Annotated in this window: 18 protein-coding genes and 1 tRNA gene; 8 read left to right on the forward strand and 11 right to left on the reverse strand. The window is 62.8% G+C overall.

What is annotated here, in order from left to right; all coding sequences use genetic code 11:
- Positions 1–150 precede the first annotated feature (150 nt).
- Entirely contained in the window at positions 151–2,136 is a 1,986-nt protein-coding gene (locus ACM9HJ_RS21395) for a calcium-binding protein (RefSeq protein WP_416573794.1), read from the forward strand.
- Between the two features lie 18 nt (positions 2,137–2,154).
- Here ACM9HJ_RS21395 and ACM9HJ_RS21400 read toward each other — a convergent pair whose 3' ends face one another.
- Positions 2,155–2,505, reverse strand: a complete 351-nt coding sequence (locus tag ACM9HJ_RS21400) for a DUF2200 domain-containing protein (RefSeq protein WP_416573795.1) — start codon at positions 2,503–2,505, stop codon at positions 2,155–2,157.
- The gene (locus ACM9HJ_RS21405; protein ID WP_416573796.1) at positions 2,502–2,876 is read right to left on the reverse strand and encodes a hypothetical protein; all 375 of its coding nucleotides are present in this window, start codon (positions 2,874–2,876) and stop codon (positions 2,502–2,504) included. The genes ACM9HJ_RS21400 and ACM9HJ_RS21405 overlap by 4 nt, the downstream gene beginning before the upstream one ends.
- Positions 2,877–3,288: 412 nt before the next feature.
- Here ACM9HJ_RS21405 and ACM9HJ_RS21410 point away from each other — a divergent pair, with 412 nt between their 5' ends.
- A complete protein-coding gene (locus ACM9HJ_RS21410; protein WP_416573797.1) occupies positions 3,289–3,831 on the forward strand; it encodes a hypothetical protein in 543 nt (180 codons plus the stop codon).
- Here the strand turns inward: ACM9HJ_RS21410 and ACM9HJ_RS21415 are convergent.
- Positions 3,828–4,058: a DUF6471 domain-containing protein gene (locus tag ACM9HJ_RS21415; protein ID WP_416573798.1), complete on the reverse strand. Its 231-nt coding sequence runs from the start codon at positions 4,056–4,058 to the stop codon at positions 3,828–3,830. The two genes, ACM9HJ_RS21410 and ACM9HJ_RS21415, sit on opposite strands and share 4 nt — an antisense overlap.
- A gap of 114 nt (positions 4,059–4,172) precedes the next feature.
- On the opposite strand from ACM9HJ_RS21415, the gene ACM9HJ_RS21420 reads away from it, so the two are divergent.
- Complete coding sequence (locus ACM9HJ_RS21420) at positions 4,173–5,150, forward strand: IS1595 family transposase (RefSeq protein WP_416573799.1); 978 nt, start codon at positions 4,173–4,175, stop codon at positions 5,148–5,150.
- Here ACM9HJ_RS21420 and ACM9HJ_RS21425 read toward each other — a convergent pair whose 3' ends face one another.
- Positions 5,151–5,447 (reverse strand): hypothetical protein, encoded by a 297-nt coding sequence (locus ACM9HJ_RS21425; RefSeq protein ID WP_416573800.1) that lies wholly within the window; start codon positions 5,445–5,447, stop codon positions 5,151–5,153.
- A gap of 24 nt (positions 5,448–5,471) precedes the next feature.
- Positions 5,472–5,957 (reverse strand): hypothetical protein, encoded by a 486-nt coding sequence (locus ACM9HJ_RS21430; protein ID WP_416573801.1) that lies wholly within the window; start codon positions 5,955–5,957, stop codon positions 5,472–5,474.
- 667 nt (positions 5,958–6,624) lie between these two features.
- Between ACM9HJ_RS21430 and ACM9HJ_RS21435 the strand changes: the two genes are divergently transcribed.
- A tRNA-Ser gene (locus ACM9HJ_RS21435) sits at positions 6,625–6,701 on the forward strand.
- 80 nt (positions 6,702–6,781) lie between these two features.
- On the opposite strand, the gene ACM9HJ_RS21440 is transcribed toward ACM9HJ_RS21435, so the two are convergent.
- Positions 6,782–7,195, reverse strand: a complete 414-nt coding sequence (locus tag ACM9HJ_RS21440) for a hypothetical protein (protein WP_416573802.1) — start codon at positions 7,193–7,195, stop codon at positions 6,782–6,784.
- A 171-nt stretch (positions 7,196–7,366) separates the two neighbouring features.
- Here ACM9HJ_RS21440 and ACM9HJ_RS21445 point away from each other — a divergent pair, with 171 nt between their 5' ends.
- The 3 genes from ACM9HJ_RS21445 (at position 7,367) to ACM9HJ_RS21455 (ending at position 8,369) form a co-directional block, all read left to right on the forward strand.
- Positions 7,367–7,600: a hypothetical protein gene (locus ACM9HJ_RS21445; RefSeq protein WP_416573803.1), complete on the forward strand. Its 234-nt coding sequence runs from the start codon at positions 7,367–7,369 to the stop codon at positions 7,598–7,600.
- 168 nt (positions 7,601–7,768) lie between these two features.
- Positions 7,769–8,017 carry a hypothetical protein gene (locus tag ACM9HJ_RS21450; protein ID WP_416573804.1) on the forward strand — a complete coding sequence of 83 codons (249 nt, stop codon included), beginning with the start codon at positions 7,769–7,771 and terminating at the stop codon, positions 8,015–8,017.
- Positions 7,977–8,369 carry a MarR family winged helix-turn-helix transcriptional regulator gene (locus tag ACM9HJ_RS21455; RefSeq protein WP_416573805.1) on the forward strand — a complete coding sequence of 131 codons (393 nt, stop codon included), beginning with the start codon at positions 7,977–7,979 and terminating at the stop codon, positions 8,367–8,369. The genes ACM9HJ_RS21450 and ACM9HJ_RS21455 overlap by 41 nt, the downstream gene beginning before the upstream one ends.
- A gap of 115 nt (positions 8,370–8,484) precedes the next feature.
- Here the strand turns inward: ACM9HJ_RS21455 and ACM9HJ_RS21460 are convergent, their stop codons facing one another.
- The 3 genes from ACM9HJ_RS21460 to ACM9HJ_RS21470 are packed head-to-tail and all read right to left on the reverse strand — an operon-like array spanning position 8,485 to position 11,847.
- Positions 8,485–9,120 carry a TetR/AcrR family transcriptional regulator gene (locus tag ACM9HJ_RS21460; protein WP_416573921.1) on the reverse strand — a complete coding sequence of 212 codons (636 nt, stop codon included), beginning with the start codon at positions 9,118–9,120 and terminating at the stop codon, positions 8,485–8,487.
- A 28-nt stretch (positions 9,121–9,148) separates the two neighbouring features.
- Complete coding sequence (locus ACM9HJ_RS21465) at positions 9,149–10,759, reverse strand: DHA2 family efflux MFS transporter permease subunit (protein ID WP_416573806.1); 1,611 nt, start codon at positions 10,757–10,759, stop codon at positions 9,149–9,151.
- A complete protein-coding gene (locus ACM9HJ_RS21470) occupies positions 10,756–11,847 on the reverse strand; it encodes an HlyD family secretion protein (protein WP_416573807.1) in 1,092 nt (363 codons plus the stop codon). The genes ACM9HJ_RS21465 and ACM9HJ_RS21470 overlap by 4 nt, the downstream gene beginning before the upstream one ends.
- A 218-nt stretch (positions 11,848–12,065) precedes the next feature.
- Between ACM9HJ_RS21470 and ACM9HJ_RS21475 the strand changes: the two genes are divergently transcribed.
- The gene (locus tag ACM9HJ_RS21475; protein ID WP_416573808.1) at positions 12,066–12,491 is read left to right on the forward strand and encodes a hypothetical protein; all 426 of its coding nucleotides are present in this window, start codon (positions 12,066–12,068) and stop codon (positions 12,489–12,491) included.
- Position 12,492: 1 nt separating this feature from the next.
- On the opposite strand, the gene mutS is transcribed toward ACM9HJ_RS21475, so the two are convergent.
- Together mutS and ACM9HJ_RS21485 are read right to left on the reverse strand one after the other, a co-directional pair.
- A complete protein-coding gene (gene mutS, locus ACM9HJ_RS21480; RefSeq protein WP_416573922.1) occupies positions 12,493–15,150 on the reverse strand; it encodes a DNA mismatch repair protein MutS in 2,658 nt (885 codons plus the stop codon).
- Positions 15,151–15,237: 87 nt separating this feature from the next.
- A complete protein-coding gene (locus ACM9HJ_RS21485) occupies positions 15,238–15,798 on the reverse strand; it encodes a PAS domain-containing protein (protein WP_416573809.1) in 561 nt (186 codons plus the stop codon).
- Positions 15,799–15,857: the final 59 nt, after the last annotated feature.

The raw sequence follows: 15,857 nt of genomic DNA on the forward strand, positions 1-15,857 counted from the left end.
ACCGGGCGGGGGCTTTTTCATTTCGGACCTTACGGGAAACTCACCATCAATCCCGATGGGCATGGTTCTGTCTCTCGTATTTTAAACAATTCCCCCTTAAACTGCCCTGATGGAAACGACCGGCCGGCAAGGACCGGTCCGGAGGTCGGAATGGCAAGTTGGCAGTCGAGCATGGTGAAGACGGGCGCACTGGCCGCCCGTGTCAGCGCTGCGGAAATCGTGGCGATTGCCCGTGCCAATCTGGGCCTGGTGGTGGGTGATACCGCCTCGCTGGACTTCGTTCGCGAGGTCAACACCATCGCCGAAGGCCCCAACAATTCCTTCTATGTCGGCGAAGGTGATTCGCGCAGCAACGTGCTGGCCGCCGTCCGTTATGAATTGATCAATCCCCGCGCCATCGCCGACAATTGGTTGCTGGCCGGGGCCTATGCCGGAACCGAGGTTTCGGACTGGCAGGCCAGTGCCCGCGCCGGGGACCAGGTGCGGCTGAACTGGACGCCATCCGCCAATGAGGCCCAGCGCGCCCATGCCTTCATCGTCTCGGGCGTGAACCCGACCACGGGTGCCATCAGCCGCCTGGACACGACGGGCCGCAATGGTGCCGTGGCCGAAACCGTGATCAGCGCCGCCGATTTCACCGCCGCGATTCCCAACGAACTGCTGGTCTATCGCCTGCGCTCGGAATTCGATGCGCGCACCGGCACTGCCGCCGCCGACATCATGGCCGCCGCTTCCGGCAGCGCCGGATCGCTGCTGGATGGCGGATCGGGCAATGACAATCTGACCGGCAGCGACTATGCCGACATTCTGATCGGCGGGCTGGGCAACGACACGCTGACCGGAGGCGGCGGGTCGGATTTCCTGCGCGGCGGCAGCGGCGTGGACAGCATGGCCGGTGGGGCGGGTTCCGACAATTACGAGGTCGATGTTTCCGGCGACAAGGTGGTGGAGAATGAAGGCGAAGGCGTCGACAGCGTCTTCATCACCAACAGCTATACCCTGCCCGACAATGTCGAGAACCTGGTGATCGTATCGGTCGCCAGCCTGGTCGCCACGGGCAACGGGCTGGACAACATCATCCTGGGCTATAACGGCAATGACACGCTGAATGGCGGGACCGGCAGCGACACGCTGGAAGGCGGGGTGGGAAACGACCTGCTGAATGGCGGCACCGGTGCCGACGTGATGGTGGGTGGCACCGGCAACGACATCTATGTCGTCGATGACCTTGCCGACACGATAATCGAGGGGCTGGCCGCCGGCACGGACGAGGTGCGGACCACGCTGGCCAGCTACACGCTGGGCGCCAACCTGGAATTGCTGACCTACCAGGGTCGCGACACCTTCGCCGGCCTGGGCAACGCGCTCAACAACAAGCTGACGGGCGGGGCCGGCAACGACACGCTGGATGGCGCGGCCGGCAACGACACAATGATCGGCGGGGCCGGTGACGATACCTATGTCGTCGATGCCAGCGGCGATATCATCACCGAACTGGTCAAGGGCGGCACCGACACGGTGCGGACCAGCCTGCTGCGCTATTCGCTGGGCGCGGAGGTGGAGAACCTCGCTTATACCGGCACCGAGGGCTTTACCGGCACGGGCAACGCGCTCAACAACATCCTCACCGGCGGGGCCGGCAATGACCGGCTGAACGGCGGCAACGGCAATGACACGCTTCTGGGCGGGGCCGGTAACGACACCCTGGTCGGCAGTTCCGGCATCGACGAGATGACGGGCGGTGAAGGCCAGGACCTGTTCCAGTTCACCACGGTGATCGAAGGCCGCGCCACCGGTACCGTCACCCGTACCGGCATCGACCTGATCCGCGACCTGGATCTGGGCGGCGATGGTGGCGACTGGGCGGACCGCATCGACCTGCCCTTCACCGTGCGCACCATCGTGGAAGGCGGGGAGACGGCGATGACCGGCACGACGCTGGCCGCCGCCGTGAACCGCCTGTTCGCCGCCAGTGGCCCGCTCGCCAAGAACGGCACGGCCGGCATATTCATCTATGGCGAGGACAAGTATCTGGTGGTCAGCGGCATGGTCACCGGTCAGGTATTCGGCGCCGACGATTTCATCGTCAACATCACCGGCTATACCGGCGCGCTGGATATCGGCGATCTGATCTGAAGGCAGGGGCCGCCCGCCTCACATGCGCAGGATCTTGGCCATCGCCTTGCCCTTGGCAAGCTCGTCGATCAGCTTGTCGAGAAAACGGATTTCCTTCATCAGCGGGTCTTCGACGCTTTCCACCCGGACGCCACAGACCACACCCGTGATCAGGTGTCGCGATGGGTTCATCTGCGGCGCCTGACCGAAGAAATCCTCCACACTGGTTTTCTGCGCCAACGCACCATCCAGCGCCCCCTGGCTATATCCCGTCAGCCAGCGGGTGATCTCATCCACCTCTTCCTTGGTGCGCCCCTTCTTTTCCGCCTTGGCGATATAGTGCGGATAGACGCTGGCAAAGCTCGCGGAGAAGATGCGATGTCCGGTCATACGGCGTCCTTGGGCTTGGGGCCAAGCAGCGGCATCACGTCGACACTGTCGCAGGGGAAGATGGTGAAATGCGGATGACCCTCGAACAGTCTGGCCGCCGCGTCATGCGACGGGGCGCGCACGACGACGAAGACCGTCAGCTCATTGACCACATCCGCCACGCCATCGGGCGACGTGCGCTTGGTCGGACCCAGCGGCCCGCCCGCATAGACGATCACATCCTTGTGCGCCTCATCCCAGGCCTTCAGCGCGGCCAGCCCGATCTCGTCCGTGGCCCGCCGTTCCTCCGGCGTCATCGCGTACCAGGCCTGCCAGCGCGGGCTGGACTTGTTGCTGGTGAAAACCGCGAGATAGGTGTCGTTTGCGCTCATGGCCTCGCTCCCGGCGGGTTCTGGGCTGATCTGGGGTCGCCGCGGCTGCAATTATGGGCATGCGGCGGACACCCGTAAATGACGGCCTTGTATGATCATGCGCCAAATGTGCCTGTCCACGTTTCACTGGTGGCGTTTGCGCCATAATACCGCGTTTGCGCGGTATTATGGCGCAAACGCCACCGGAGGCCTGACATGAGCCTCTGGAAGCGGATCACCCTGACGTCACATGCTCGCCACCAACCCTCGCGAACCCGAGCGAGGCGTGAGATGACATATTCTCATTGTCGAGACGATGTCGCATCATGCTCAAATCATGATCCGCGAATTTATGTGGCTTTGCATTCGCCATTCTGTTTCCCCAATTCTATCCAGGCTGGACGTCTCGGGTGGGGTAGCGTCTGCGATTCTGATGGCCAAGCCTCTCGGAGCGGAGGCAACTATGCTTGAGACTTATGCCAGCATGGCACTGCAGTTTGTTATATATTTTATTATAATAAGATCAGTTGTTGGGGTTATTTCTTCTCCTTATTTTGCATGGAAAGACGAGAGGGCAAAATATCAAAGCACCCAATTAAAGCTCTCATCATTGGAGAGAGACATCAGGTATTCTGAGAGTGTCTCGAAACATGCCATGATGATTCGCAGTCATTTCATGACAATATTCTATAGGTCAACCGATCCAGACTCTAAATGGTCGGATATTTCTGACACAAATATGGATATACATCTGCTAAACGCGCTTGATGTAGTTGGTTCAGATAAACTTAGGGAACTTTCAAAAAAAGCAACTGCCTCCATAGTGGCGCTTCAATACAGATCGAGCAAGGAATATGAAAAAGAGGGAGGGATGAACGCAATTGAATGGGTTGAGTATGTAGAGTCATCGGATTTGATTGATAGAATTAATTTGGAATGTGGGAAAATAATATCAATGTGCAATGGTCACAATTAGATCATGTCAACCCTAATTGTGTCGCAGCCTATGTTCTTCATCGCGGCCAACATGAATGCCGCCGTGAAGCCACCACGGCTGAGTTTGCTGGCGATCGATGCTTTCGTCTCAGGGATGCCCTGATCCGTCAGGCGCTGCGCCAGTTCTTCATAGGTCACATTCCGACGCTTCAGCTCCGCTTTCACGATCCCCTTGGCGATCTCCGCCCACTGCGCATCCGTTGCCATGCTCGCACCATGTCGTTTCTGACTGATAGTTAGCATATTCGACATCTTTCGCGTTGACAAGGATTGTGGATAAGATAGCATATCTGACAACAACACGTCGGAAATGCTACCTCAATGTCTCAACACTTCCTCCTTTCCTCTGCCGCACGGACGATCAGCCTTCGGGCTGTTCTGTCCCTGACGGACGCGGATGCGTGGAAGCTGTTCCAGCGCATCCGCTGGCCGGCGACGGATGGCATGCCGGTGTGTGCGAAGTGTGGTTATGATCGTTGCTACGACGTCACCCGCGGCGCGACTCCGCGCTTCCGTTGCTCTGCCTGCCGCAAGGACTTCAGCCCGACCAGCGGGACGCTGTTCGCCTATCACAAGCTGTCGATCCGCGACTATCTGGCGGCCATCGTGCTGTTCGTGAACGCAGTGAAGGGCATCAGCGCCTTGCAGCTCGGCCGGGATTTGGACATTTCGTTCAAGGCCGCCTGGGTGCTGTGCCACAAGCTGCGCGAGGCCATGACGCTGGAGATGAAGGGCGCCAGTGTCGGTGGCGCCGGCAAGACCGTTGAGGTGGACGGCATGTATACGGGCGGCCATATCCGGCCTGCGAACCACAAGGAGGACCGGATCGACCGCCGTCTGGCCGCCAACCAGAACGGCAAGCGCAAGGTTGTGGTGGCCATCCGTGAGCGTGGTGGCCGCACCGTCACCGCCGTGTTCCCCAGCGAGGATGCCTCCACCGACTTCATCAAGGCCCGCGTCGCCAAGGGCACCGTGGTGCATACCGATGAGGCCACGACCTGGGATAGCCTGCGGGCCCGGTTCAAGATGCGCCAGGTCAACCACAGCGTCGCCTACAGCCATGACGACGCCTGCACGAACCTGGCGGAAAGCTTCTTCTCTCGGCTGCGCCGCGCCGAGTGGGGCCAGCACCATTGCATCAGCGACGCCTACCTGAACCGCTACGCTGCCGAGATGGGCTGGCGGGAGGATCACCGCCGCCAGCCCAATGGCACGCTGTTCAACCGCGTCGGTGCGCTGGTCGGTCAGTCCGCGATGTCCGTGGACTTCACCGGCCGGTGGCAGCGCAAGGCGGCTTGATCACTTCACGGCGATGTCGATGCCGCCTCTGGCGTTCTGGGTGAGTTCATAGGTCCACCTGACATCGCAACGAACCTCAAAACACCTGGAAAGCAGGCATTGCCTGACCAAGTCCGGCCTATTGCAGGTGTAACCGTTCAATCGCACATAGTTGACAAGTTGGCGTGCTGTCTCCATTGGCAGCGGCGCCACGATCTGGTCGCTGGTCATTTGGGTGGTCGGCTGTACCTGCGCTGACGCGCTGAACGGAAGCGCGGCAATCGCGACCGCGACGAATAGATATCGAAATGCCTTCATGATGAATATCCCCCGCATCCAACGTTACGAATCGGCTCGTTTCACAGGCCGAAAATTCGGATCGGCGACTGATCGTGTCCAATCGTCGGGATGCACGGGACCGCACCATTCTGCCCACGGATACTTGTTCCAGACCGCCCCCTTGTCATCGCCTTGTATCGATAGTTGATAGGGCGCCTCATTCACGAAGATGACCGCGAAGCGAGTCATACCGACATAGCCGCCCATCCGGTTCTTGGCGTTGAAAGCACCGCAGACGGCGAAGTTGCCGGAAGGGTCGATGGAAGTGAAATCGTATCGATATTGCACACTGGCCTGGTCAATCATCCCCGACGACACAGTGGCTTCGACAGGACCACGCCATTTCTCATCGACACTGCCGACGATCTTCTTGGCAGCGAAGCCGCTGTCCAGGCCAATTGCATCCGGAGCTGTTGTTTTACAGCCTGCTCCAACAAGGCCGGCGACCAAGCCGATGCATAAGAGGCGTACGCAGGATCTTAAATTCATATGGGAGTCCCCCGTGCGAGCCCGGCGACCGGCTGGCGCCGGGCGGTTGGCCGCATGCACACAGGGAGACATGCCCCACCTATTCCCCTGGACACGCCGGGATAACCGGGCGTCCGGGATAAGGGTATTGTATTCGGTGGGCCGCCCGACAAAGCGGGAAACCCTGTGTGAACGCGGACTGCGTACCGTCGTCGAGCGGCCAAGCCCTCAAACGGTGACAGCACTATGGCATGGGAGGATTATGATATCCAGTCATTGAGGCAATTGGGAATTGCCGTAATTGTCAGATGACGGGTCAGGAGCAGTGTCAGATTTGACACATGGGCTTGCGATCAGCAGAAGCCGCTCACACCAAATGTTGTCTCGAAAGGACTCGACTCTTCCGGTTGGGTATGGAATCCTGCAACCGTTTTATCGCTATTTCCGCTGAAATACAGATACGCCCCCGAACCGAATGGGCCGAGGGCGTACTTGATTGATCATCGGGGCTGGCACAGTGCAGGGAACGGCTTTCCATCCAACTCCCTGGGGGTGCAAGTCCCCTCAGCTCCACCTTTTTCATCGGTCATCCACGGCGCGCCAACGCTAGGAAGACCAAAACATCAACACCAAACCCAACCTGGAGAATGGTAGGTGATGCATGAAGACATGAAGAACCCCCTCATGTGCGCCCGTAGCTCAAACGGATAGAGCAGGTCCCTACTAAGTTCCCGGTTGCCAGTTCGAGTCTGGCCGGGCGCACCATTTTTCTACCCTTTTTTGACGGTGTTATGCAAGGCCGCATTTGATTGCGGTGCCAGAAGGTGGAGCATTTTGTCAGTTGGTTACTCATCCGAAATCATCCATCCATCTGCACTATCCATCACTAAACCCCGCTTCCTCAGTGACCGCAGGCCGCCTAGCACCACCAACACATGGCGCCTGACCGTGACATCGTCACGACCTGGAATGCCAAGGTGGCGCATCAGCATCGTGGCCAGCTCCGCAGAAGGAAGTGGCGTCTCAGAATCGCGCAGGGTATCCAGAATGAACGCCGTAACGTTGATGCTGCGGCGCGGGCCGCGCTTCTCGATTGGCTTGATCGTCTCGGGCGATGTGCAGCCCCACATGATCAGGCAGTGATCCAGCGCACGAAGGTCAATCTGGAGGGCGCCGATGCGGCGGCGCAGCTTGGCCATCTCGCCGGCAAGCTCGGCACGGCGGCGGATCAGACCAAGGAGAACAAGGGATGTTGCCATGGAATAATCGTACCGGAATCAGCCCGATACGACATGGCTACCGTGGTGGCGTTTGCGCCATAATACCGCGTTTGCGCCATAATGCCGGGCCGCCCTCGCAAATTCTGCATGTTGACGGATAATATCCGATATCGGATGATTTCACCTCCATCCGATCAAAGGACCCCAATCATGCGTTTTCTTACCCTGCTGGGCCGGCTGGCCCGGATAGTGCCCCCCCATCCCGACCTGCCGGATGTCATCCTTCGCGACCTTGATCCCGCCACGCGGCGCGCGCTGGAGGACACGGCGCGGCGGCATCGCCGGCCTTTTTCGTTCCGAATTCATCCGATATCGGAACTGACGGAATATAGGGACAGATTGTTCCTTGCAACCTTCCCGTCCTTCGGCGATAAATCCTTTTGAACCCTTCCCTGCCACCACCCAGCCAAGAGGAGAAATTTTCCATGGATAATCTGTTTAACCGTACCGGTACCAAGCGCGGGGTATCCCCGTGCGGTACCGGCTATCTGATGACCGCCCGACAAATCCCCCTCAACCAACAAACGATCTTCCGAACAATCGAGGGCAGTGATGAGCTTCTTCATGTCGCTGGGCAAGGGCCCGAAATTCTTCTTTGAACTGACCGACCGGCCCCATCGGGACGCCCCACGCACGCGCGGCTATGAAGTCCGGCGCGAGAATGGCGAGACCCTGATCTGGTTCGGCCGGCTGCATGTGATTTATACGCCGGGCCGCTGGCGCCCGGTGGCCAGGGGACCCACAAACGATGGCCGTCACCATGATGCCTACCAATCCAGGGACCGCCGCCTGGCATCCTGAAACGCTGGACCCGCTGGTCCGCGTCCTGGAAGCGCTCCGGACATTGGATCCCGACCTGCCCATCCAATATGCGCTGTCGTTCCTGACGATCGCGCAGAATGAGGGCCTGTCGATCCGCGATCTGTCGGAGCGGCTGGGCATCGCCCAATCCTCGGCCTCGCGCAATGTGGCGGCCTTGTCGAAGTGGCACAGCTTCGGCAAGGCCGGCCATGATCTGGTGCAGGCTGAAGAAGACCCGCGCGAGCGCCGCCGCAAGATCATCACCCTGACCGACAAGGGGCGTGAACTGGCGACGCAGCTGTCGGAGCTGATCCAGCCCCATCACCGCCCCACCTTACGCCGCACGGCGTAAGGTTTTCTCGTTCCCTCAGGCGCCGGGTGCCCGCATCCGTGGGCTTGGGCTTACGCGCCCACGTGGGCGCGGGCCGGCGGTCGCCGGCCTGCAGCGGTCTTCTATGAGCGCTGTTTTACTTGCCATAGGCCGCCAGGAACACCCTCACCGCCGCTGCGACGCGGGCCGCACGTTCCGCCTCTGTCATCGGCTGCAACACGCCCAGCAGGCCGCGCAGCTGCATATTGCCATTGACCAGGCCGATGAAATGTTCGGCCGCCTGCAACGGGTCCGGCGCGTTCAGCCGTCCCTCGCCATGCAGGCGTCTGACATAGGCGGCGATGCGGGAGAGGGAGACGGAGGGGCCGGTCTGATAGAAATGCTCGCCCAGCTCCGTATCCGACCCGGCCGACAGGATGACGCGCAGCAGGCAGATCATCTGCCCACCCATGATCAGGTTCAGGAAACGGTGGCCCAGATTGGTCAGCACCTCGGCCACCGGCCGGTCGGGATCGGCCATGGTCACCGGTTCGGTCATCCGTTCCGACCGGCGTACGACCATGGCGTCGAACAGCCGGTCCTTGGCGGTGAAATGCTTGTAGATGGTCTGTTTGGAGACGCCGGCCATCTCCGCCACCTTGTCCATGCTGGCGCCATAGCCATCCTGGATGAAGGCATCCTCGGCAGCGTCCAGGATGGCGTCGCGCTTGGCCATGTCCAGGGGACGGCCGGCGCGGCGCGGCGCCTTCGCATCGGGCTGTTCCATCACCATCGCACTCACTCCTGCCTCCACTTTCTTGTTAGTGCGCCCCTTCCGGCGCCCCGCGCAGCACCGGCCGCTTCACAAACGGCAGCGTCAGCAGCGCCAGCGTGAACACCACCCCCATGGCCAGGAACAGATCGGAGAAGGTCATCACCGTCGCCTGTTTCTGGATGGATGCTGCCAGCACGTGCAGGCCGGCCGTGGACGGGTCGGCACCCGTGGCTTCCGCCACGCGGCCCCCCACAGCGGCCAGGAAATTCTGCACCTCCGGCCGCGTCGGGTCGATCCAGTCATAAAGCACACGGCCATGCTGGGCCATACGCTCCGTGATCAGGGTATTGATCCCAGCCAGCCCGAAGGCACCGCCCAGATTGCGCATGAGGTTGAACAGGCCCGACGCGTTGGGCACCTGCTGCGGCGGCAATGTGCCCATGGCCAGCGACGTGATTGGGATGATGCAGAACATCAGGCCCGCCCCGCGGATCATCTGCGGCACCAGCAGCTGGTCGAACTGCCAGTCGGCGGTGACGGGCACGGAGATATAGAAGCTGACGGCCAGCAGGGTGAAGCCGATCCCCAGCACCTTGCGCACATCGATCTTGGATGACAGCGTGCCGGCAATGGGCGAGGACAGGAACTGGCAAATGCCCGTCACCACCATGGTGGCGCCGATCTGCTGGGCATTCAGCCCGCGCACCTGCCCCAGATAGAGGGGCAGCATATAGACCGAGCCATAGAGCCCGATGCCGATGATGAAGCCATAGATCGAGCCCATGGCGAAATTGACGTTGCGCAAGCTGCGCAGATCAACGATCGGCTTGTCATAGGTGAACATGCGCCAGAAGAAGCCGATGCCGGCCAATACCGCGACGATGGCGAAGTCGCGGATCGTCTCATCCTGGAACCATTGTTCGCGCGCCCCTTCCTCGATCACGTAATCCAGGCTGGCCAGGAAAATCGCCATCAGAGCGATGCCGGTCAGGTCGATGCCCTTCAGCAGCGACGGGTTGGGCTTGTCGATATCGATGCAGTTCCAGACGATGGCGGCCACGGCCAGACCCGGGATCAGATTGATCATGAACAGCCAGTGCCAGGAGAATTGCTCCGTCAGGAACCCGCCCAGCGTCGGCCCGATGGTGGGGCCCAGCGTGGCCACCAGGCCGATGACCACGGTCACCGGGGCGCGCCGTGCCGGGGAAAAGGCGGTGAAGCTGGTGGCGAAGACGGTGGGGATCATGCCGCCGCCGATGAAGCCCTGTAACGTGCGCCACACCACCAGTTCATCGAGCGAGGAGGATTGGGCGCAGAGCATGCTGGTCAGCGTGAACCCAAGCGCCGCCACCGTGAACAGGACCCGCGTGGACAGAAGCCGCGTCAGGTAACCCGAGAGCGGGATCATCACCACTTCGGCGATGAGATAGCTGGTCTGGACCCAGACGATCTCATCGGCGCTGGCCGCCACCCCGGCCTGGATCTGGCGCAGGCTGCTGGCCACGATCTGGATGTCCAGGATGGCCATGAACATACCGAACACCATGGCCACGAACCCGATCAGGGTGCGTTTGGAAATGCCGGCGGTGACGGGTGGTGGCGAAGCGGCCGGGACGGCCGGCAGCACCTCCCCGTCCAGGGTGGCGCTGCTGCTCATGGCCGCACCGCCACCTGCTGGGGAATGGTGATGTCGGCCTTGGCGATGCCGATCAGGTCACGGCCCTGCTGGCGGGTATCGACATGGGCCTCCACCGACAGGCCGGGGCGCAGGCGGCCGGCCAGCGGCCCGTCCTTTGGCAGGGCGATGCGCACGGGCACGCGCTGCACGATCTTGGTGAAGTTGCCCGTGGCGTTTTCTGGCGGCAGCAGGCTGAACTGTGCGCCAGACGCCGGGGACAGGCTGTCGATCTTGCCGGTGACCACCAGGCCCGGATAGGCATCGATGGTCAGCTCCACCGGCTGGCCCACGCGCAGCCGGCCGATCTGGGTTTCCTTGAAATTGGCGGTGATATAGGCGTCCTGGACGGGGACCAGCGACATCATCTGCGCACCGGCCTTCACGAACTGACCGACACGGGCCCCGGAACTGCCGACCACGCCGTCGATGGGCGCGCGGATGGTGCTCTTGTCCAGGTCGTTCTCCGCCAGGTCCAGGGCGGCCTTGGCCTCCTGCAAGGCGGCCTCCGCCTTGGACCGTTCGGTGGACAGGACCGACAACTGGTCGCGTTCGGCCACCAGGGCCGCCTGTGCCTTGGCCAGAGCAGCGCCGGCCTTCTGCGCGTCGGCCTGGGTGGTGGCCAGCTTCTGCTGGCTGGCGAATTCGCGGCCGGCCAGGGCCGTATAACGCTGGGCGTCGGCCCCGGCGCGGCGCTGTTCGGCCTGGGCCGAGGCGACGTTGGCTTCCGCTTGCCGGATCAAGGCACCTTCCAGCGTCAGGCGGCTGTCGATATTGGCGATGGAAGCCGCCGCCGCATCGCGCCGAGCCCGGGCCTGGTCGGCCTTGGCGCGCAGGTCGCGATCATCCAGCCGGGCCAGCACCTCACCCGCCCGTACCATCTGGTTCTCCACAACCTCCACCGCGGCAAGGTGACCCTCGACACGTGGGCTGATCATGGTGATGTCGGCTTCGACATAGGCGTTGTCGGTGCTCTCTTCAAACCGCGCGACGGACCACCAGTGCCAGGCGCCATAGGTCCCGGCAAGCAGCAGCGGCACGGCGAGGGTCAGGGCGATCTTCCTGTTCATGGGTCTTGATCCTGGTCGGCAAATACGGAACTGGATGGTCCAGTTTTTCCATGAAGGTGCGCTCTGACCGTCTGGCGGTCAAGCGGATTAATAGACTTGATAGTTTACTATTCTCAGAGGCTGTCATGCCCTGACCGCATGGTCATAAGCCGGTGCTTGCGATGGGCAACGGTTTGTCGTTCTATTCAAACCCGTGACCGGGCATCACGGGGCGAACGATGACAGGGGCGAATTTCGACAGGCGGGCATTCCTTCGGCTGGGTGCGGGTGCACTGGCTGCCTGCGCATTGCCATTTCCGGCCTTCGCGGCAGAAGCCAACCTGGATGATCCCAAGCTGCGCTTCGTGAATGTGCCCCCCCTGTTGCTGCCGGGGCGGGAACGCTATGCCTTCATCCGCATCGCCATGCAGCTCGTGGTACGCCGGACCGAGCAGCTGCCGGTGGAATCGGCCCTGGTCAACAGCTACATGCCACGCATCGTGGGACTGCTGACCGAACAGCTGCCCGTGGATACCAGCCTGACCCGCACCGCCGGACCGGACCAGTTGAAGGCCGTGAAAAGCCATGTGCGCGATCTGGCCAACAACATCATCGGCCAGCCGGTGGTGGAGGATGTGCTGATCGTCAGTTTCCTGACGGGTTAAATTACCCCAGCAATCCCCGCAGCTTGTAAAGCGCGTCCAGCGCTTCGCGCGGCGTCAGTTCGTCAGGGTTAATGTCCCGCAACTCCGCTTCCACCAGTGATGGTTCCGGTTCCGCAACAATCTGTCTGGGCGCCGGCTTCTGCGCCATGGCGGCGAACAGCGGCAGGTCGTCGGCCAAGCGGCTGGCGGCACTGGCCTGGTCGCCTTTCTCCAGGATCTGCAACACCTGTTCCGCTCGCGAAATGACGGCCGGCGGCAGCCCGGCCAGGCGGGCAACATGGATGCCGTAGGACCGGTCGGCCGCTCCCGCCGCCACCTCATGCAGGAAGATGACGTCGCCCTTCCATTCCTTGATGCGCATCGTATGGCAGGACAGGTCGGTCAGCTTGGCCGACAGCGCCGTCAGTTCATGATAATGCGTGGCGAACAGGCCGCGGCAGCGGGCCATCTCATGCAGATGTTCCACGCAGGCCCAGGCGATGGACAGGCCGTCGAAGGTAGCCGTGCCGCGACCGATCTCGTCCAGGATGACCAGGGACTGGCGGGTAGCCTGGTTCAGGATGGTGGCCGTCTCCACCATCTCCACCATGAAGGTCGACCGGCCACGGGCCAGATCGTCGGCCGCCCCCACGCGGCTGAACAGCTTGTCCACCGTGCCGATGCGGGCCTTGGCCGCGGGCACGTAGCTGCCCATCTGCGCCAGCACGGCGATCAGGGCGTTCTGGCGCAGGAAGGTGGATTTACCCGCCATGTTGGGACCGGTCAGCAGCCACAGGCGCTGGCCCGGCGACAGGTCGCAATCATTGGCGACGAAGGTGCCGCCGCCATTTTCCGCCAGCGCCTGTTCCACCACCGGATGTCGCCCGCCCGCCACGTCGAACGACAGATCGTTGGCCATTTCCGGCCGGCACCAGCCGCCATCGACAGCCAGATCGGCCAGCGCGGCGGTGACGTCCAGCGTGGCCAGCGCCCGGGCCGTGGTGGCGATCGGGTCGGCCAGATCGATCACCGCCCGCACCAGCTGGGCGAAAATCTCCAGCTCCAGGGCCAGCGACCGGTCGCCGGCCTCCGCCACCTTGCGCTCCAGTTCCGACAGGGCAACGGTGGTGAAGCGCACCGCACCCGCCATGGTCTGGCGATGGATGAAGTCGGCCCGGTGCTTCTCCGACATCAGCTTGTCGGCATGTACCGCCGTGACCTCGATATAATAGCCCAGCACATTGTTGTGCCGGATCTTCAGCGACGCGATGCCCGTGGCATCGACATATTGCGCCTGGAGATTGGCGATATGCCGGCGGCTGTCATCACGCAGCGCCCGCAATTCATCCAGCGCCGGGGCATAGCCGGCGGCGACGAAGCCGCCATCGCGCGCCAGCAGCGGCAGTTCCGGGCCCAGCGCTCGCGACAATAGCCCGATCAGCGCCTCATGATCGGTCCCCTGGCCACCCCCCAGCCCCTCGACGATCCGCGACAGGCCCGCCGGCAGGGGCGGAGCGATGCCACCAGCGCCATAGGCCAGCCGCCCGCGCAGGGAAACGGCGCGGTCCAGCGCATCGCGCACGGCGGCCAGATCGCGCGGGCTGCCCCGATCCAGGGTCAGGCGGGTCAGCGACCGTTCCATGTCCGGCGTGCGGCGCAGTTCCTCGCGGATATCGATGCGCAGCGCCGTCTCGCCGGCCAGATAGGCCACCATGTCCAGCCGCCGCTCGATCCGCGCCGGATCGGTCAGCGGTGCCGACAGGCGGCCAGCCAGCAGGCGGGCACCGGCCCCGGTGACGGTACGGTCGATGGCCGCCAGCAGGCTGCCCCGGCGTTCGCCGGTCAATGTCCGGGTCAGTTCCAGATTGCGGCGGGTGGCGGGGTCGATCTCCATCACCTGACCGGCGGCCAGACGGCGGGGAGTATCGAAGCGCGGCAGACGGCCCTTCTGGGTCAGTTCCACATAATCGACCAGGGCACCGGCCGCCGCCACCTCCGCCCGGCCAAAGGCGCCGAACGCGTCCAGCGTGCCGACATTGTAAAGCGACAGCAGGCGCTTGCGCCCATTCTCGCTGTCGAACCTTGCATTGGGCTGCACGGTCAGGCGCGCGCGCCATTCATCCCAGAGGGGGGACAGTTCATCGGTCTGCGACAGCCGCTCCGGCAATAACAATTCGCCCGGCGACAGGCGGGCCAGTAGCGAGGGCAGGTTGACCCGCTCCACCGGCGACAGGGTCAGTTCCCCCGTGGACAGGTCCAGCCAGGCAAGCCCGCCCTCGCCCCCAGCCTCGGCCAGGGCCGCCAGGTAATTGTTGGACCGGGCATCCAGCAGCCCATCCTCGGTAATGGTGCCGGGCGTGACGACGCGGACCACGTCGCGGCGAACGACGGATTTGCTGCCGCGCTTCTTGGCTTCCGCCGGGTCCTCGGTCTGTTCGCAGATGGCGACGCGGAAGCCGGCGCGGATCAGGCGGGAGAGATATTGCTCGTGGGAATGGACCGGCACGCCGCACATGGGGATATCCTCCCCCTGGTGCTGGCCGCGCTTGGTCAGGGTGATGTCCAGCGATGCGGCGGCCTGGACCGCATCATCGAAGAACAGCTCGTAGAAATCCCCCATCCGATAGAACAGCAGCGATCCGGGGTGCTGGCGCTTGATCTCCAGATACTGCGCCATCATGGGAGAGACGGGAGAGCTGTTGTCGGTCACGGATCGATCATGGGGCTGCCGGAAGGATGGGGCACCCTAAAGTCTTTCCGGCACTTTTTAAAGCGTCAGGGGCATTGCCTGGAACCCCAGCAACTCATCCTCCACCACCTCGTCCGTGGGGCGCAGCAGGGGGGATGGCGGGCGGCGCATGGACGACCCCATCACCCCGCACAACAGCATGTCGATGCGGCCGGGATGGTTGGAGAGCGGCAGGATCACCCCGTCCAGGCGCAGGCGCCCGCGCCTGGTGTTCAAGATAGCGCCGGTGGCCACGGGCAGCGCCTCGCGGCTGGCGCGATCCATCCAGTGGCGCCAATGGCCGCCCATATGGGCGGGCCAGGACTGGCGCAGGGTCGTCCCCGTCAGGGCCCGGCCGAACAGCCCGTCCAGACCCGTACCGACCAGCCGGTAGCGGTAATCATCATCCAGCACGTCCAGCAGCATGATCCAGGGCAGAAGCGGCTGCATATCGGCAGGATCCAGCTCATGCCGGGCGGGGGCCGGGCGATCGGGCCCCCGCCTTGCCGCCCAGTAATCCACCAACCCGCGCAAACGCGGATCGCAAACCGCGTCTGCCTCGGCCGTGGCCGCTTCCTGCATGTTGGCAACGCCGCTCACATCGCACCCCGAACCCGTGCCGGCAAAGTGCCGACCGGACGAAGCCTACGCCACAGGGG

Source organism: Niveispirillum sp. KHB5.9 (genome assembly GCF_048066115.1).
In the GTDB taxonomy this organism is placed as follows: Bacteria; Pseudomonadota; Alphaproteobacteria; order Azospirillales; family Azospirillaceae; genus Niveispirillum.

Excerpts from the sequence above, each read along its gene's own strand:
- ACM9HJ_RS21395 (WP_416573794.1), top strand. The coding sequence starts at position 151 with ATGGCAAGTTGGCAGTCGAGCATGGTGAAGACGGGCGCACTGGCCGCC.
- ACM9HJ_RS21400 (WP_416573795.1), bottom strand. The coding sequence starts at position 2,505 with ATGACCGGACATCGCATCTTCTCCGCGAGCTTTGCCAGCGTCTATCCG.
- ACM9HJ_RS21405 (WP_416573796.1), bottom strand. The coding sequence starts at position 2,876 with ATGAGCGCAAACGACACCTATCTCGCGGTTTTCACCAGCAACAAGTCC.
- ACM9HJ_RS21410 (WP_416573797.1), top strand. The coding sequence starts at position 3,289 with ATGGCCAAGCCTCTCGGAGCGGAGGCAACTATGCTTGAGACTTATGCC.
- ACM9HJ_RS21415 (WP_416573798.1), bottom strand. The coding sequence starts at position 4,058 with ATGGCAACGGATGCGCAGTGGGCGGAGATCGCCAAGGGGATCGTGAAA.
- ACM9HJ_RS21420 (WP_416573799.1), top strand. The coding sequence starts at position 4,173 with ATGTCTCAACACTTCCTCCTTTCCTCTGCCGCACGGACGATCAGCCTT.
- ACM9HJ_RS21425 (WP_416573800.1), bottom strand. The coding sequence starts at position 5,447 with ATGAAGGCATTTCGATATCTATTCGTCGCGGTCGCGATTGCCGCGCTT.
- ACM9HJ_RS21430 (WP_416573801.1), bottom strand. The coding sequence starts at position 5,957 with ATGAATTTAAGATCCTGCGTACGCCTCTTATGCATCGGCTTGGTCGCC.
- ACM9HJ_RS21440 (WP_416573802.1), bottom strand. The coding sequence starts at position 7,195 with ATGGCAACATCCCTTGTTCTCCTTGGTCTGATCCGCCGCCGTGCCGAG.
- ACM9HJ_RS21445 (WP_416573803.1), top strand. The coding sequence starts at position 7,367 with ATGCGTTTTCTTACCCTGCTGGGCCGGCTGGCCCGGATAGTGCCCCCC.
- ACM9HJ_RS21450 (WP_416573804.1), top strand. The coding sequence starts at position 7,769 with ATGAGCTTCTTCATGTCGCTGGGCAAGGGCCCGAAATTCTTCTTTGAA.
- ACM9HJ_RS21455 (WP_416573805.1), top strand. The coding sequence starts at position 7,977 with ATGATGCCTACCAATCCAGGGACCGCCGCCTGGCATCCTGAAACGCTG.
- ACM9HJ_RS21460 (WP_416573921.1), bottom strand. The coding sequence starts at position 9,120 with ATGGTGATGGAACAGCCCGATGCGAAGGCGCCGCGCCGCGCCGGCCGT.
- ACM9HJ_RS21465 (WP_416573806.1), bottom strand. The coding sequence starts at position 10,759 with ATGAGCAGCAGCGCCACCCTGGACGGGGAGGTGCTGCCGGCCGTCCCG.
- ACM9HJ_RS21470 (WP_416573807.1), bottom strand. The coding sequence starts at position 11,847 with ATGAACAGGAAGATCGCCCTGACCCTCGCCGTGCCGCTGCTGCTTGCC.
- ACM9HJ_RS21475 (WP_416573808.1), top strand. The coding sequence starts at position 12,066 with ATGACAGGGGCGAATTTCGACAGGCGGGCATTCCTTCGGCTGGGTGCG.
- mutS (WP_416573922.1), bottom strand. The coding sequence starts at position 15,150 with ATGATGGCGCAGTATCTGGAGATCAAGCGCCAGCACCCCGGATCGCTG.